The 15,510-nt window shown below is 59.1% G+C and carries 15 protein-coding genes; 9 read left to right on the top strand and 6 right to left on the bottom strand.

The features are described 5' to 3' along the window. The first annotated feature begins 5 nt into the window (after positions 1-5). Positions 6-356: a hypothetical protein gene (locus N1037_11555; GenBank protein ID UWS77927.1), complete on the top strand. Its 351-nt coding sequence runs from the start codon at positions 6-8 to the stop codon at positions 354-356. Between the two features lie 73 nt (positions 357-429). Here N1037_11555 and N1037_11550 read toward each other — a convergent pair whose 3' ends face one another. The 3 genes from N1037_11550 to N1037_11540 form a co-directional block, all read right to left on the bottom strand. After that, positions 430-1,899: a carboxypeptidase M32 gene (locus N1037_11550; protein UWS77926.1), complete on the bottom strand. Its 1,470-nt coding sequence runs from the start codon at positions 1,897-1,899 to the stop codon at positions 430-432. Positions 1,900-1,902: 3 nt separating this feature from the next. Continuing rightward, the gene (locus tag N1037_11545) at positions 1,903-3,051 is read right to left on the bottom strand and encodes a COX15/CtaA family protein (protein ID UWS77925.1); all 1,149 of its coding nucleotides are present in this window, start codon (positions 3,049-3,051) and stop codon (positions 1,903-1,905) included. 85 nt (positions 3,052-3,136) lie between these two features. Then, a complete protein-coding gene (locus N1037_11540) occupies positions 3,137-3,931 on the bottom strand; it encodes an RNA methyltransferase (protein UWS77924.1) in 795 nt (264 codons plus the stop codon). 206 nt (positions 3,932-4,137) lie between these two features. On the opposite strand from N1037_11540, the gene N1037_11535 reads away from it, so the two are divergent. Continuing rightward, on the top strand, positions 4,138-4,770 hold the full coding sequence (locus N1037_11535) for a thiamine phosphate synthase (protein ID UWS77923.1): 633 nt from the start codon (positions 4,138-4,140) through the stop codon (positions 4,768-4,770). Between the two features lie 140 nt (positions 4,771-4,910). Here N1037_11535 and N1037_11530 read toward each other — a convergent pair whose 3' ends face one another. Beyond that, the gene (locus tag N1037_11530; protein UWS77922.1) at positions 4,911-5,975 is read right to left on the bottom strand and encodes a HupE/UreJ family protein; all 1,065 of its coding nucleotides are present in this window, start codon (positions 5,973-5,975) and stop codon (positions 4,911-4,913) included. Between the two features lie 88 nt (positions 5,976-6,063). Here N1037_11530 and N1037_11525 point away from each other — a divergent pair, with 88 nt between their 5' ends. The 4 genes from N1037_11525 to N1037_11510 all read left to right on the top strand — a co-directional run bounded on the left by N1037_11525 (position 6,064) and on the right by N1037_11510 (position 9,636). Further along, positions 6,064-6,909, top strand: coding sequence for a DUF4198 domain-containing protein (locus N1037_11525; GenBank protein UWS77921.1), 846 nt, complete (start codon positions 6,064-6,066; stop codon positions 6,907-6,909). A 72-nt stretch (positions 6,910-6,981) separates the two neighbouring features. Further along, positions 6,982-7,929, top strand: a complete 948-nt coding sequence (locus tag N1037_11520; GenBank protein ID UWS77920.1) for a PfkB family carbohydrate kinase — start codon at positions 6,982-6,984, stop codon at positions 7,927-7,929. Further along, positions 7,926-8,840 carry a pseudouridine-5'-phosphate glycosidase gene (locus tag N1037_11515; protein UWS77919.1) on the top strand — a complete coding sequence of 305 codons (915 nt, stop codon included), beginning with the start codon at positions 7,926-7,928 and terminating at the stop codon, positions 8,838-8,840. The genes N1037_11520 and N1037_11515 overlap by 4 nt, the downstream gene beginning before the upstream one ends. A 100-nt stretch (positions 8,841-8,940) precedes the next feature. Next, positions 8,941-9,636 carry a DUF502 domain-containing protein gene (locus N1037_11510; GenBank protein ID UWS77918.1) on the top strand — a complete coding sequence of 232 codons (696 nt, stop codon included), beginning with the start codon at positions 8,941-8,943 and terminating at the stop codon, positions 9,634-9,636. Between the two features lie 113 nt (positions 9,637-9,749). Here the strand turns inward: N1037_11510 and N1037_11505 are convergent, their stop codons facing one another. Further along, entirely contained in the window at positions 9,750-10,523 is a 774-nt protein-coding gene (locus N1037_11505) for a 3-hydroxybutyrate dehydrogenase (GenBank protein ID UWS77917.1), read from the bottom strand. Between the two features lie 482 nt (positions 10,524-11,005). Between N1037_11505 and N1037_11500 the strand changes: the two genes are divergently transcribed. Further along, on the top strand, positions 11,006-12,721 hold the full coding sequence (locus tag N1037_11500) for an extracellular solute-binding protein (protein ID UWS77916.1): 1,716 nt from the start codon (positions 11,006-11,008) through the stop codon (positions 12,719-12,721). Between the two features lie 219 nt (positions 12,722-12,940). Then, positions 12,941-13,171 carry a hypothetical protein gene (locus N1037_11495; GenBank protein ID UWS77915.1) on the top strand — a complete coding sequence of 77 codons (231 nt, stop codon included), beginning with the start codon at positions 12,941-12,943 and terminating at the stop codon, positions 13,169-13,171. Positions 13,172-13,313: 142 nt separating this feature from the next. Here N1037_11495 and N1037_11490 read toward each other — a convergent pair whose 3' ends face one another. Continuing rightward, positions 13,314-13,937: an XRE family transcriptional regulator gene (locus tag N1037_11490; GenBank protein UWS77914.1), complete on the bottom strand. Its 624-nt coding sequence runs from the start codon at positions 13,935-13,937 to the stop codon at positions 13,314-13,316. 64 nt (positions 13,938-14,001) lie between these two features. Between N1037_11490 and N1037_11485 the strand changes: the two genes are divergently transcribed. Continuing rightward, positions 14,002-15,510, top strand: a complete 1,509-nt coding sequence (locus N1037_11485) for an acyl--CoA ligase (GenBank protein ID UWS81355.1) — start codon at positions 14,002-14,004, stop codon at positions 15,508-15,510.

The following is a 15,510-nucleotide window of genomic DNA, read 5'->3' as shown; positions in this document are numbered from 1 at the left end:
TGCTTATGAACCTCTATCACTGCGCCATCGACATCCATAACGAAGCCAAAGCCCTGGCCTTTGCCGGAGCGGTTGATCAATGGATGGATTATCTGAAACAGCGTGGCGTTGTGCGGGGGCACCGGTTGCTGCGGCGTAAGCTGAACCTGGCCAGCGACAGTTGCAAAGACTTTCTGCTGGAGATCGAGTTCGAGAATATGACCCAGCTGGATCAGGCTTTTCGCGTCCTGGGCGAGGATGACGAGGAAGTGGCGCGGCTCTATCGCAATGTGAACACGCTGATTGCCCATGCAGAATTTGGTCTGTTCCGCCCCTTCCCGGACCCGGAGCGCGCCGAACGTATGGCCCTGATCTAACCGAAACCAAAGCGAGCACAAGAAAAAGGCCAGGCAATTGCCCGGCCTTTCGTTGTTTCAAAGGTTGGATGTTTTACAGATCATAGAGGCCGGTAAATTTCTCTTCCAGATAGTGCATCAGCGGCGCCGGGCTGGGGTCGGCGCCAGCGGCCAGGGCAATCGTCTCTTGTGGGCTGCGCAAACCACCGTGCTGTTGTAGGTTCTGGCGCAGCCAGTTGGTTGCAGAACTGGTATTGCCACTTTCCAGTTCAGCGTCCAGCCCCGGCAGTTCCGCCCGCATCTTTTCGTTCAGGCAGCCCGCATAGACATTGCCCAAGGAATAGGTGGGGAAGTACCCAAACAGACCAACGGACCAGTGCACATCCTGCAAGCAGCCGTTTGACGGTTTGTCGACACGATAGCCAAAGTCCGCTTCAAAACGATCGTTCCAGGCGGCTTCCAGATCGCCAACTTCCAGATCACCCGCCATCAGGGCACGCTCCAGATCAAAGCGCAGCATAATATGCAGATTGTATTGCAGCTCATCCGCTTCGGTGCGGATATAGCCTTTGTGCACGGTGTTCACCGCCTTGTAGAACGCATCTGCATCCGAAATGCCAAACTCGCCAAATGTGTCGCGCATTTCACCATAGAGCCAGCTGGTAAAGGCGGCACTGCGGCCGATCTGGTTTTCATAAATTCGGCTTTGGCTTTCATGCACCCCCATCGACACACCCCGCCCCAGGGGCGTCAGCAGGTAGTCACGGCTGATCCCTTGTTCATAGGCCCCGTGGCCAACCTCGTGAATGGTGGAGTAGAAGCAATTAAAGGGGTCCTCTTCGCTGGTGCGGGTGGTGATGCGCACATCCAGCCCACTGCCCGAACTAAAGGGATGCACGGCTTTGTCTACCCGGCCGTGGCTCATGTCATAGCCAAAGGTTTTAGCCAGTTTGCGGGTCAGTTTCATCTGAGCGCCTTCGGGGAAGCGGCCCTGCAGCGCCTCTGGCGCAGGCTTGTCTAGTACCCGCGCCCGCAGGTCCACCAGACCGGGGCGCATGGCGTCAAAGATCGCCGCAATTTCGCCAGCGCTGGTCCCTTGCTCATAGTCCTCGACCATGGCGTCATAGACATCGCCCCCCGCCGCCAGGGCCTGGCCCTCTTCGCGCTTCAGGGCCACTACCTCTTGCAGCACCGGCAGGAAGGCGGCGACGTCTTCATCGGCGCGCGCGGCGGCCCATTTGCCCTGCGCCTCAGAGGTGACACGAGCCAGACGGCGCGCCAAATCGGCGGGAACCTTGACGCTACGCTCATAGCTGCGCTTGATCTCGCGCAGCTGCGCCTCCCCCACCACATCCGGTGCTTCCGCTGTGGCCAGCCACTCGGCCACCTGCGGCGAGGAACGGCGCGCGTGCAAAACCGCCTCGATGGCGGCCATTTCTTCGCCCCGCTGTGCGCCTGCGCCGCGCGGCATCATGGTTTCCTGATCCCAGCCCAGACGCCCGGCGATCTGCCCCAGCGCCTGCGTGTCGCGCTCATAGGCCATCAAAGTGTCAAAAATGCTCATGGGTCAATGGTCCTTGATCGAAGTTGAAATGGGATAGCCCGCCAGAAAACGCGCCCGCAAGATTGCAACCCAAAGGGCGACCGCCACCAGTTGGTGCAGGATCGCGGCCTGCCAGGGGGCACCGTAGATCACGGTGACCACACCCAAAAGGATTTGCAGGCACAAAATTGCAAAACTTAAGGAAAAGGCGCTGCGGGTAAGCGGATGCGCCGATCCACGTCCTTTCAGCCAGACCACCACGCCAAAGGCAAACAAGAGATAGCCGCTGACCCGGTGAATGAACTGAACTAGCCCCGGATTTTCAAAGAAATTCCTCCAGATCGGCTCAAACATCAGCGGATTTGGTGGGATCACCTGCCCGCCCATCAATGGCCAATCGGTATAGGACCGCCCGGCGTCAATCCCCGCCACCAGGGCGCCCAGTAGGATTTGCAGAAAGGCAAAATGCAGCAAGCCGGTAGAGAGGCCAAAGATCTTTGCCTCTTTGGCGCGGCGCGCCTGCATCAGATCTCGCTCACTGCGTCCCAGTTGCAGGATAAACCAGGCGATAACGCCCAAAATCACAAAGGCCAGCCCAAGGTGCGTCGCCAGGCGATAGGAGGCCACAGCGGTCATGCCTTCGCCCTGGGTCACGCCAGAGGACACCATCCACCAGCCAATAGCGCCCTGAACGCCGCCCAACAGTCCCGGCAGGGCAAGCCGACCCGCCCATCCGGTGGGTATTTTCTTGGTGATGAGAAAGCCTAAATATCCGACAGCCCAAATCAGCCCCATGACGCGGCCAAGCTGGCGATGGCCCCATTCCCACCAATAGATCTCTTTGAAATCAGCCAGTTCCATCCATTGGTTTTCAATACGCCACTGGTCAATCTGCTTGTATTTATCGAACTCGGCCTGCCAGTCCACCTCTGTTAGCGGCGGCATGGCCCCGGTCACCGGCCGCCATTCGGTGATGGACAGCCCCGAATCCGTGAGCCGGGTCAGCCCGCCCACCACAATCATGGCGACCACCAGGGCAAAGAGCACCGTCAACCACGCCCGAATGGCGCCACGCGCGCCGCGACGGCCGCGATCAATCATGCCCGGAGTGACGGCTGGGGCGGTCTCGGGTTTGTCGCCCGCGACCTCTTCAAAAATGCTGCGCTTGCTCATGCTTGCCTCTTTTAGAACTGAGGCCAAGCTAGGCAGGCTTGCGACGAACGTCCAGAGCATGCGCCGCCTTTGCAGGCCTGAGATGTCACTTTTCTGGCGCGTTTCCTGAACCATTTTCCGGCCCGTCCCCGCCAGGGTCGTCTTTGTGCCGCCAGCGCACCATCTGCCGCATGATGCCATGCAGCATCTGCACATCGGCACGGGTCAAAGGCATGCGGCTGAACATATTGCGAAACACCACCTTCATGCCCGCCGCCTTTGTTAGTGGAAAGAAAAAGCCAGCCTCGTCCAGGCGGCTCTCATAGTGGCTGACCAGGGCCTCCACATCGTGCCCCGTTGCCCAATCGGTTTTGCCCAGCTCAATGACCTCATCTGCGATCTCTTGGGTTTGGCGTTGCCATTCATAGGCCGTCAACAACACACATTGGCCCAGGTTCAGCGAGGCGAATTCCGGGTTCACCGGCACCGAGATAATGGCATTGGCGCGGGAAATATCATCGTTTTCCAGCCCGGCGCGTTCCGGACCAAACAGCACCGCAACCTTTTCTCCGGCTTTGATCTTTTGCGCCGCCAGCTTCATCGCCGCTTCTGGGCTATAGACCGGTTTGACCAGCTCCCGCGGGCGCGCGGTGGTGGCAAAAACAAAGGAGCAGTCTTCCAGGGCGGCGGGCAGATCGTCCGCCAGGATCGCCTCATCCAGCAACCGCCCAGCGCCTGATGCCATGGCAACGGCCTTGGGGTTGGGCCAGCCATCACGCGGCGCAACGATACGCATACGGTCAAGGCCAAAGTTCCACATGGCACGGGCCGCAGCACCAATGTTTTCCCCCATCTGCGGACGGACTAGGACAAAGGCAGGTTGTGGCAGGTGGCTGGACATTCTTTTCTCCGCTAAAGACCGCTTTGCTGTAGTCGTCACATCGCCAATGAGCAACCCATATGCCCCTTATCTCACCGCTAACTGCTGGGCAGCTGTGTCCCATCGAACCTACAGGCGGTGAATTCCGGCTGTAGGCGTGCCCAAACCTTGCACTCGGCCACAAAACCGCTAAAACCCGTGCTTCAAGATCAACAGGAGTGACCTGCATGGATAACGCCTCAGAAGCCCCCGAAGCCCCGCAGATCTACCTGATCTCTCCCCCGAGCTTTGAGCTGGGTCGCTACCCTGACATGCTGGCCCGTGTCTTGGACAGCACCGAGATTTCCTGCCTGCGGCTGAATTTGGCCAGCCGGGATGAGGACACGCTCAGCCGTGCCGGCGATGCCCTGCGCGAGGTCTGCCATGCCCGCGACGTCGCCATTGTGATCAGTGACCACCAAATCCTGGCCGAGCGTCTGGGGCTGGATGGCGTGCACCTGAACGATGCCTCCAAATCTGTCCGCACCGCCCGCAAGGCGCTGGGACCGGATGCCATTGTGGGCAGCTTCTGCGGCGCCTCGCGCCATGACGGGATCAGCGCCGGGGAAGCGGGTGCCGACTACGTGAGCTTTGGGCCTGTTGGCACCTCCGGGCTGGGCGATGGTGCCGTGGCCGAAACAGAGCTGTTTCATTGGTGGTCGCAGATGATCGAAGTGCCCGTGGTGGCCGAGGGAGGCCTGACCGAGGATCTGATCCGCACGGTGTCGCCCTTTACCGATTTCTTTGGTCTGGGCGAAGAGATCTGGAACAGCGAAGATCCCGTTGCCACCCTCAGCCGTTTTATGGCGGCTATGCGCTAACCCCACCCGGCCACCGGAGCACCGGGCCACATCAGTTTTGACAAAAGAACAGGCGCAGGAGGAAACTCCCGCGCCTGTTCTTTTGCCAGTCTTTTGCCAGTGTGGCTTCTCGGTGCGGCTTCTCTATCTGGCTCCGTGCCTTACAGGAACACACGTTCATAAAACCAATAGCTGCCAATCAGCGCGATGGTCACCGATGCTGGGATAGCCACCCGCCCACGGTATTTGGGATGTTTGCCAAACCAATAGCCCAGGGCGCCATAGGCCAGGGCGATCACTGTCAGTTGTCCCAGCTCGACCCCGACATTAAAGCCGAGCAAGGCCGGAATGACTTGATTTTGCGGCAGGCCAAACTCCCCCAGCACCGAGGCAAAGCCAAGCCCATGCAACAGCCCAAAGGCAAACACCACCACAGGGCGCCAGAGATGCAGGCGACGGGAGAAGATATTCTCCACCGCGACAAAGACAATCGAAGCCGCAATCAAGGGTTCCACAAGGGCCGCGTTGACGCTCACCAGGCCCAAGGCGCCCAGCGCCAGGGTAATGCTATGAGCCAGGGTAAAGGTGGTCACCTGCCACAACAGGGGTCGTAATCTCGTACTGAGGAAAAACAGCCCCAGCACAAACAGAATATGATCCAATCCCTTGGGCAGGATGTGATCAAACCCTACGGGCAGGTAGCTTTGAAACACCTCCCAACCACTTTGCACCGCGCCCCCCGTCAGGCCAATATCAGGAGAGCGCACCCCGCCCAGAAGATAGCCAGTATAGGGTTCCGGCACAGCGTTCTGCCGCAAGACCACCGCCCCGGACCGCTCTGGCCAGGTGAGGGTCAGATAGCGCGCAGATCCGGGCACACTCCCGGTGAGCTCCAGTACAGAGCTGCGCGGCAGGCTGGCATCCCCCACCTGCGGGATGGTGAGCTTCTCCAGCTGCAAATGCACCGGCCCTGCGGCCTGTACCTGTATGGTGGGCAGCCAGTCTTCGACAAACAGCCGCACCATGGGGTCCAGCTCGTCCTGAGCCATGTTGCGCAGCAAATCGTAATCGGCCGACTGGTCGCTGCTATTGGTGTCTGTGCGGTCATCCAGATCAATACCCGCAACAAAGGCCTCGATGTTCAGCCGCAGCTGCAGCCTGAGCTGGCCGTCAGAGACTTCAAAGTCTGCGATTGTCGGCGTGATCTCATGCGCGCGCGCGGCCATCGACAGGCAGAGCATAAGGCTTGACAGAAGCGAGAGGATGCCCACCCTGACGCCACACAAGTGAAAAGTTCTGAAAATGCTCAACCCCATGATCCGCTCTGTTTTTCTACCAGGTCTCAGCCTTGCCGCCCTTCTGGCGTCGACGCTCCCGGCGCTTGCCCATGAGTTTTGGATTGAGCCAGAGAAATATCAAGTAGATTCCGACGAATCCCTCACGGCCGGGCTCAGAAACGGGCAAATGTTCAAAGGCGCCCGCCTGCCCTATTTTGACAGGCGCATTGACCGGTTCGACATCGTGCAAGGGGGCGAGGTCACGCCCTACAGGGGCCGGATGGGGGATATGCCCGCCCTGGTCTTGGACAGCCTCACCCCCGGCCTGCTGATCGCCCTGCATGAAACCACGCCGGAACTGGTAACCTACAAGAGTTGGGAGAAATTTGCCGCTTTTGCCGAAGCCCAAGGGTTTGAGGACATCCAAGCCCGCCATCAGGCCCGAGGCCTGCCAGATGCCAATTTTGGCGAAGACTATACCCGCCATGCAAAACTACTGGTGGCTGTTGATCAGGGTGCGGGCGATGATCGGGCCTTTGGCCTGCAAACTGAGTTTGTGGCTTTGCAAAACCCCTATACCCTCCCCCTGCCAGGGGATGGCAGCGCGGCAGAAATACCGGTGCAACTGCTGTATCAGGGCGCTCCCAGAGCCAATGCCCAGGTCGAGTTGTTTGAGCGCGCGCCAGATGACAGTGTTCAGCGCCAGCTGTTCCAGACCAATGACAGCGGCATTGTTCAGCTTCCGGTGCGAGCCAAGCGGCGATACCTGCTGAACGCCGTGGTGCTGCGCCCGGTGCGGGCAGCAGACTCAGGCTCGGCGCAGGCAGAGATAAAAGCAGTCTGGGAAACACTCTGGGCCTCTTTGGTTTTTGCCACGCCCTAGCGCCTGCGTGATCCCCCCAGCTTTTTCCGCTTGTCGCTTGCGGGGCGCGACAAAAGGCGCAATAGAGTTGCCATGACACAGGATATTATCACGCCCGCCGCCTCTTCTGCTGACGCCTTACAGGTGCTTTGCATCGGCTCTGTTCTATGGGACATCATTGGCCGCTGCCCAACGGATATGCGCCGTGGCTCTGATATGCCGGGGCGCATTACCCGCCTGCCCGGCGGTGTTGCTATGAATATTGCCATGACACTGGCGCGCTTTGGGCTGAAACCCGACCTGCTGAGCGCGGTTGGTACAGACCCCGAAGGCGAAGAGCTGATTGCCGCCTGCGCCGATCTGGGCTGCGGCACCCAGCATCTGTACCGCTCAGCGGAGTTGCCGACAGATCGCTATATGGCGGTCGAGGGCGGCAATGGTTTGATTGCTGCCATCGCAGATGCCCATTCCCTAGAGGCCGCTGGCGACAAGATCCTGCGCCCGTTGCGAGATGGCACCCTGGGCGCGCCCACGGCTCCCTATCAGGGCGCAATAGCGCTGGATGGCAACCTCACCCAGGCGCTGCTGGCCGAAATCGCCACCGACCCGGCTTTTGCCCAGGCTAAACTGCATGTGGCCCCCGCCTCTCCGGGCAAGGCGCTGCGGTTGCACCCGTTTTTGGCGGCCACGCGCGGCACGCTTTATGTGAACCTCGAAGAGGCCGGGCTGCTGTGTCAGGCCACTTTCACCAATAGCGCCGAGGCCGCGCAGGCGTTGATCGCCAATGGCGCAGCACGGGTTCTGGTCACCGATGGCGACAACTCTGCCAGTGATGCAACAGCCAGTGATGCCAATGCTGGTGCAGATACCGTGATAACCAAACGCCCACCCCAGGTGACCGTGGCCCGCGTCACCGGCGCCGGCGACACCTTCATGGCCGCCCATATCGCCGCCGAGGCGCGTGGCGAAGACCGACACACGGCGCTGGACACTGCTCTGCAGGCCGCCGCCACCTATGTTTCAGGAGATACCCCACTGTGATCGACATCCAGTATTCCGCCGAAGTTCAGGCTGCCAAAGCCGCAGGCAGCGCCATTGTGGCGTTGGAAAGCACCATCATCACCCATGGCATGCCCTTTCCACAAAATGTTGAAGTGGCCGCCCAGGTCGAACAAGACATCCGCGACGCAGGCGCAACTCCGGCCACTATTGCGGTGATGCAAGGGGTCTTGCATGTGGGGCTGGAGCCCGATCAGCTGCAATCACTGGGCCAGGCCAAAGATGTGGCCAAGGTGTCACGCGCCGATATGCCTGCCTGCATGGCCACAGGCAAAACAGGCGCCACCACAGTGGCGGCCACCATGATCGCCGCCCGGCTAGCAGGGATTTCCGTCTTTGCCACCGGCGGCATTGGCGGTGTCCACAAGGGCGCCGAGACCAGTTTTGACATTTCGGCAGATCTGATGGAGCTGGCGCAAACCCCGGTGACGGTTGTCGCCGCCGGAGCCAAGGCTATTCTTGATATCCCCAAAACTCTAGAGATCCTTGAAACTCAAGGGGTTCCGGTCATATCCTACGGCCAGGACAGCTTTCCTGCCTTCTGGTCATCCCAGTCAGATCTGACTGCACCCCTGCGTATGAACAGCGCCAGTGACATCGCCCGCGCCCAGATCATGCGCAGCGCCATGGGCCTGCCAGGTGGTCAGCTGATTGCCAACCCAATCCCGCACGAGGCAGAAATTGCCGCCGAGGTGCTGGCTCCGGTGATCGCCCAGGCCCAAGGTGAGGCCGATGCGCAGGGCGTGACCGGCAAAGCCGTGACGCCCTTCCTGTTGCAGCGGATTTTCGAGCTCACCGAAGGGCGCTCGCTCACCGCCAATATTGCATTGGTGCGCAATAATGCCCGGCTTGCCGCAGAAATTGCCAAAGAAATGGTCGCACTTAACTGTTGAGTGACTTTCCTTTGACTCTGGCATTGCCCACGGCGTGATCAGTACCTAGGTTCTGATTAACGTAACGGACGTGACTGTTCCTCATACCTGATTGTTTCCAATGACCACACCCTTTGACGAAGACCCCATTCGCCACCGCCCCGGCGTTTTTGCGCGGCTCCGCTCCTCGTTTTTTACCGGGATTGTGGTCATTGCTCCGGTCAGCTTGACCATCTGGTTGCTGTGGACCGTCGTTGGCTGGGTCGATTCCGTGGTACTGCCTCTGGTGCCGCACACGATCTCACCAGAGCAATATATCGGCATCAACCTGCGTGGTATCGGGCTGATCTTCTTTTTGCTCTTCACCATTGTCATTGGCTGGATTGCCAAGGGGATCATTGGCCGCTCGCTGATTGGCTTTGCCGAAAACCTGGTCAATCGCATGCCCGTGGTGCGCACCATCTATTCCGGTATCAAGCAGATCTCGGAAACTGTTTTTGCCCAATCGGAACGCAGTTTTGAAAAAGCCTGCCTGATCCAGTACCCCCGCCGTGGGATCTGGGCCATCGGATTTATCTCGACCACGGCCAAAGGCGAAGTCTCGGCTCATGCCAATACCGGCGGCGCTTTGATGAGTGTGTTCCTGCCCACAACGCCCAACCCCACCTCGGGCTTTTTGCTCTTTGTGCCGCAGGATGATGTGATCGAGCTGGAGATGAGCGTCGAGGATGCTGCAAAGCTGGTGATCTCAGCTGGGCTGGTCTATCCCAACCCCAAGGATCCCAGCTCGCCAGAACAGCCAGAAGACGCCACCTGAACGTCAGCTGTAGCCCAGCTCGGTGGCCGTGGATGTGCCGCAACAAAAAAGGGAAGGCGCTGTGCCTTCCCTTTGCATTTTATGCAGCGCTTCAATCGCGTTAAAAGGCCGTCCTAAAGTGCAGTCCAGCCCCCATCAACGCTCAGTGTGGTGCCGGTGATCTGCGCTGCGGCATCGGAACAGAAAAAGACAGTGGATCCCCCCAACTGTTCCACAGTGGCAAACTCCCGCGACGGCTGACGCTCCAGCATCACCTGTTTGATCACCTCTTCGCGCGACATGTTGTATTTTTCCATGGTATCCGGAATCTGCGCCTCGACCAGCGGGGTCAAAACATATCCGGGGCAGATCGCATTGCAGGTTATTGGCTCTTCTGCGGTTTCCAGCGCCACGGTTTTGGTCAGGCCAACAACCCCATGTTTCGCGGCCACATAGGCCGATTTGAACGGCGAGGCGGTAAGCCCGTGCGCCGAAGCGATGTTGACCACACGGCCCCAGCCAGCCGCCCGCATCATCGGCAGCGCCACCGCAGTGGTGTGAAAGGCCGAGCTGAGGTTGATGGCCAGAATGGCGTCCCAGGTCTCTGCCGGGAACTCATCCACCGGCGCCACATGCTGAATGCCGGCGTTATTGACCAGAATATCGCAGCGGCCCGCCTCTTTGATCAATCCACGGCAGGCCTCACCCTTGGACATATCGGCCTGGATGTAGCGGGCTTCTACGCCAAACTCTGCCGCAATCTGCGCCGCCAGTGCGTGATCTTCCTCGCGGTCGGTAAAAGAGTTCAACACCACATCCGCCCCAGCCCGCGCCAATTCGCGCGCAATGCCCAGACCAATGCCCGAGTTTGATCCGGTGATCACAGCGGTTTTCCCCTGGAGCGTCATCTGTTGTTCCTTTCGTGAATCCTGACAAGACGTGTTGACCTTCTTGCCATGCCGCCCGGGTAAAAGAAACGCGTAGGATTACGTAGCCTTTTCCACTGACGCATCCCCCAATGGCCAAATTCAAGGACGCAAACCAGCTTCAGCATCCCCTTGCAGAGCCGTTTAATTAAAAGGAAAACCCGAAAACCAAAAAAAAACGCCCGCGCGAAGCGGGCGTGAAGTTATTGAGGCAGGTTTCATACAGGCAAGAAACCTATCGAGCAGTGACCCCTTTATAGGCAATTTCGCCTGTTCATCCAAGCTAAAAGTTTTAAATGACGATGCGCGGCCTCTGAGGTATAGAGCCAAGAAAATAAGGGCCGTAGGGGATTGTTGCCAAAGTGATGCCAGATTTTTTCCAAAAACTCAAAGCTACAACCTGTGGAATCTTGCTGTTTTGCGCTGCCGATTTTGCATCCGCAGAATCATCACATGGCATAGCTATGTATGGCAGCCCCGCCCTACCACAGGATTTTGTGTCTCTCCCCTATGTAAACCCCAATGCGCCAAAGGGTGGCAAAGTGGTGGTTGGGAACACTGGCGGATTTGATACGCTTAATCCGTTCGCCCCCAAAGGCACGCCTCCCTGGCAGCTCAGGTTCTGGGGATACGAGAGTTTGATGGGACGATCCTGGGACGAAGCTTTCTCTCTTTACGGGCTGTTGGCCGAATCAGTTGAAGTACCCGAGGACCGATCCTGGGTCGAATTCAGCCTCCGACCCGAGGCGCGTTTCTCCGATGGCAGCCCGGTTACAGTCGAAGATGTGATCTGGTCCTACGAAACCCTGGGCATCAAGGGACATCTGCGCTACCGGGGGTTTTGGAACAAGATTGCCGAAATCCGCCAGACCGGTCCCATGAGCCTTCGGATCACCTTTAACACTGCCGACAGAGAACTCGCTCTGATTGCAGGTATGCGTCCGATTTTGCAAAAATCCCAATGGGAGGGCAAAGACTTTGCCGCCTCCGGCCTGACAGAGGCGCCGATTGGAACCGGGGCCTATGTGGTGGCGGATTTTGAAGCCGGGCGCCACATCATCCTGAAACGCAACCCCGACTACTGGGGCAAAGATTTGCCATTCCGGGTGGGCACGCAAAACTTTGATGAGCTTCGGATTGATTTCTTTGGCGACCAAACCGTGTTGTTTGAAGCATTTAAAGCCGGAGAGCTGAGCAGTTACCGAGAGTTCAATGCCGATAAATGGGCCAGCGCCTATGGGTTTTCTGCCGTGACCGATGGCCGGATCGTCAAAAGTGAGATACCCCATAAACGCCCCACTGGCATGACCGGACTTGCCATCAATACCCGCCGCGCCCCGCTGGATGATTGGCGTGTACGCGAAGCGCTGCTGTTGGCGTTCAACTTTGAATACATCAACGAGACAATCACCGGCAGCGCCCAACCGAGGATCACCTCGTATTTCTCCAACTCGCACCTTGGGTTGCGTCCCGGACCCGCCCGCGGCCGGGTCGCCGACTACCTGATGCCCTTTGCCGGGGCCATGCTGCCCGGCACAGTCGACAGCTACACTCTGCCGCAAAGCGACGGCACCAAACGCAATCGCAAGAACCTGCGTAAGGCGATGGCCCTGCTGGAGGAGGCTGGGCTAACGGTGCAAGACGGCGCCCTGCGCGATCCAGATGGAACCCCGATCACCTTTAATGTCTTGCTGCGCCAGGGGGACAGCGAAATGAAAACCGTGGTTGAAATCTATGCCCGTGCGCTGGAACGCCTGGGGATCACCCTGATGCCAGAACCCGTTGACAACGCACAGTATGTTGGCCGCCAAAGCAGTTTTGATTTTGACCTCACCAAGGTGCGGCGCGAACTGTCGCTCAGCCCTGGAAACGAACAAAAACTCTACTGGGGTTCTGCCGGTGCAGACCAACCCGGCAGCCGCAACCTGATGGGCATCGCCTCTCCTGCGGTGGATGCGATGATTGACACCATGCTCAGCGTGACCGACCCAGAGGATTTTGTCGCCGCCACCCGCGCGCTTGACCGGCTTCTGATGGCGGGGCGCTATGTGATTCCGATATGGTCATTTGATAAGGGGAGAATTGCCCATAAACGTGCGCTGAAATTCCCGCAAACCCTGCCAATCTACGGAGACCGCACCGGGTTTATGCCGGATGTTTGGTGGTATCAGGAAGACTAGCCCAATCCCCCCGTCGCAGGTTGCTGTGCGCCCAGCCTTGTTTCCAGCTTGATCCCAGAGCCAAAGCCCGGGCTTGGCTCTGGGCTTTGGCATCGGCTTGTTTTGGCACATTCAAAGCCAGAGCGAACTGCTGCATTCCTTTTTTGCCTATTTTTTGATATGCTGCTCAAACAAACTGTTCAAAGTAAGTGGTAACTGTTTTCGAGAGGGGCACCAATCATGACACTTCATCCTGCCCCGCTGTGCTGGGAGACAATGTACCCCCGGGCCAAACAGCGGTTTCCACATTTGCAGTTTGAAACGGTCGCCAGTTTGAAAGGGGATCATGATGGCTTTGTAAACCACTTGGCAGCCTCCCACCAACTGACGCTGCGCGAAGCCCGTGAAGAGGTTGAGGATTTTCTCTTTACCGAAAGCCTGCATGCCGAGCTGGCGTCTAACCCGACCTAGGTTACTGCCAGTCCAGATCAAAGCCAGTCGGCCACACACCGTAAGGCAAAGCCCCTGCCGCACTCCGCAACTGGCCAGGCACACGTCTGGAATGGGGCACGCCGAAAATGGGCGGCGCCTGAAACACTTTCTTATCAGGGCTTTAGCTTAGCGATGTCACCCAAAGGATGGTGGCGTCTTCCTGACTTTTGGACACCACATTGTGCCCCATAGCAGCGTCATAATAGGCGCTGTCGCCCCGCCGCATCTCAACCGGTTCGTAAAACTCAGTAAACAGCGTCACCACGCCGGTCAGCACATACATGAATTCTTCGCCGTCGTGGCGCACCCAGCCATCAAACTCTTCCATCGACCGCGCCCGCACCCGGGCCCGGTAAGGCAACATCTGTTTGCGGCGCAGACCTTCGGCCAGCAGCTCATGTTCATAGGTGGCAGTGGCCTGGGCTGAACCTTCGTTCAGCTTGGTCACCGTCATCCGGCCATTGACCTGATCCCGTTGCGGCGGCGTGAACAGCTGCGGCACCGAGATCTGCAATCCAACCGCCAGCTTTTTCAGGGCTTCATAGGTCGGCGACATCTGGCCGTTTTCGATTTTAGACAGGGTCGAGCGCGCCAGACCGGCCTGATTGGCCGCATGTTCCAATGTCCAGTCGCGCGCTTTGCGCAACTCACGCACACGGGCGCCCAGGTCCAGGGGCTCCGCTTCGCGTTCATCTCCATTGGCACGGGCAATGGTAATCAAAGATTTTGGGTCGTTTCCTGTCATAGAGCTTCTATATGCCGCCCGGTGGGTGCTTGCAACGCAGCACTTGTCACGCTAGCCAATGGAAATGTTGTCCCTGTTTGATCAAGGCGCCTTTGCGCCCTGCCCCGCACCCTTCAATCTGGCAGCCTTTGTGCTGCGCCATGCTGTTGATCTGGCCGACAAACCAGGTCTGGAAGTTGTCGGCCCCAGCGGCCTGCAAACCTGGAGCTTTGCCCAGCTGGAAGCCGCAGTGCGCGGCACCGGCACCGGCCTGCTGCAGGCAGGGCTGACGCCCGGCCAGATCGTGCTGATGCGCCTGGGCAATACGGTTGATTTTCCCATTGCCTATCTGGGGGCTATTGCCGCCGGTCTGGTGCCGGTACCGACATCTTCGCAGCTCACCGAGGACGAAACGGCAAAGATGATTGCCGATCTGCAGCCCGCAGCGGTTCTGCGGGACCCACAGGTCGCCTGCGCGCCCCATGACACGCAGATCCTGCTGGCGGAGTTACAGGCCATGCATGCGCTTCCCCCCTGCGCCTATGACATGGGAGATCCAAACCGGATGGCCTATGCGGTCTACACCTCGGGGACCAGCGGCAAGGCCCGCGCCGTGGCCCATGCCCATCGCGCCATCTGGGCCCGCCAGATGATGGTGACGGGCTGGTATGATCTAAAAGACTCTGACCGGTTGCTGCATGCCGGTGCCTTCAACTGGACCTTTACCCTGGGCACAGGCCTGATGGACCCCTGGGCCATGGGGGCCACCGCCCTGATCCCGGAACCCGGCACGGACCCAGCCGCTTTGCCAGACCTGTTGCGCCAGCATGACGCAACAATATTTGCAGCTGCCCCGGGTGTTTACCGCAAGATCCTAAAAAGCGAAACCGCTATGGAGCTTCCCAAGCTGCGCCATGGATTGTGTGCCGGAGAAAAGCTCTCGTCGCATCTGCACGGCGCCTGGAACAGCACGACGGGCACCGAACTGTATGAGGCCTATGGCATGTCCGAATGCTCCACCTTCATTTCCTCCAGCCCGGCCCATCCGGCACGCGGCGATGCGCTGGGGCAGCCGCAGCGGGGGCGCAAAGTCGCCATTCTGGGGCCTGAGGGTCCGGTGCCCCAGGGCCAGGAGGGCACGATCGCCATAGCCGCCAGCGACCCCGGATTGATGCTGGGATACCTGAACGCCCCGGAAGAGACCGCAGCACGCATGCAGGACGGCTGGTTCCTGACCGGTGATCAAGGCGCCATGGCGGTCGACGGGCAGGTGAGCTATCTTGGCCGGGCAGACGATATGATGAATGCCGGCGGCTTTCGCGTCTCTCCGATTGAGGTGGAAACCCAGCTTTCAGCCCATCCCGGCATTACCCAAGTGGGGGTTGCCACGGTTGAGGTCAAAACCGACAGCCATATCATTGTGGCCTTCTATACTGGACCAACCAAACTGGATGAGCCCGATCTGGAGGCTTTTGCCGCCGCCCACCTGGCCCGCTATAAACAGCCGCGCGCCTATGTGTATCTCGATATGCTACCCAGTGGCGCCAACGGTAAGTTGTTGCGCCGCGCCCTGCCCGCCTATTTCAAAGGATAG

The sequence above is a fragment of the Phaeobacter sp. G2 genome (assembly GCA_025163595.1).
Lineage (GTDB): Bacteria > Pseudomonadota > Alphaproteobacteria > Rhodobacterales > Rhodobacteraceae > Pseudophaeobacter.
The sequence above is the reverse complement of the archived record's forward strand: the minus strand, read 5'-3'. Positions and strand labels throughout refer to the sequence as shown.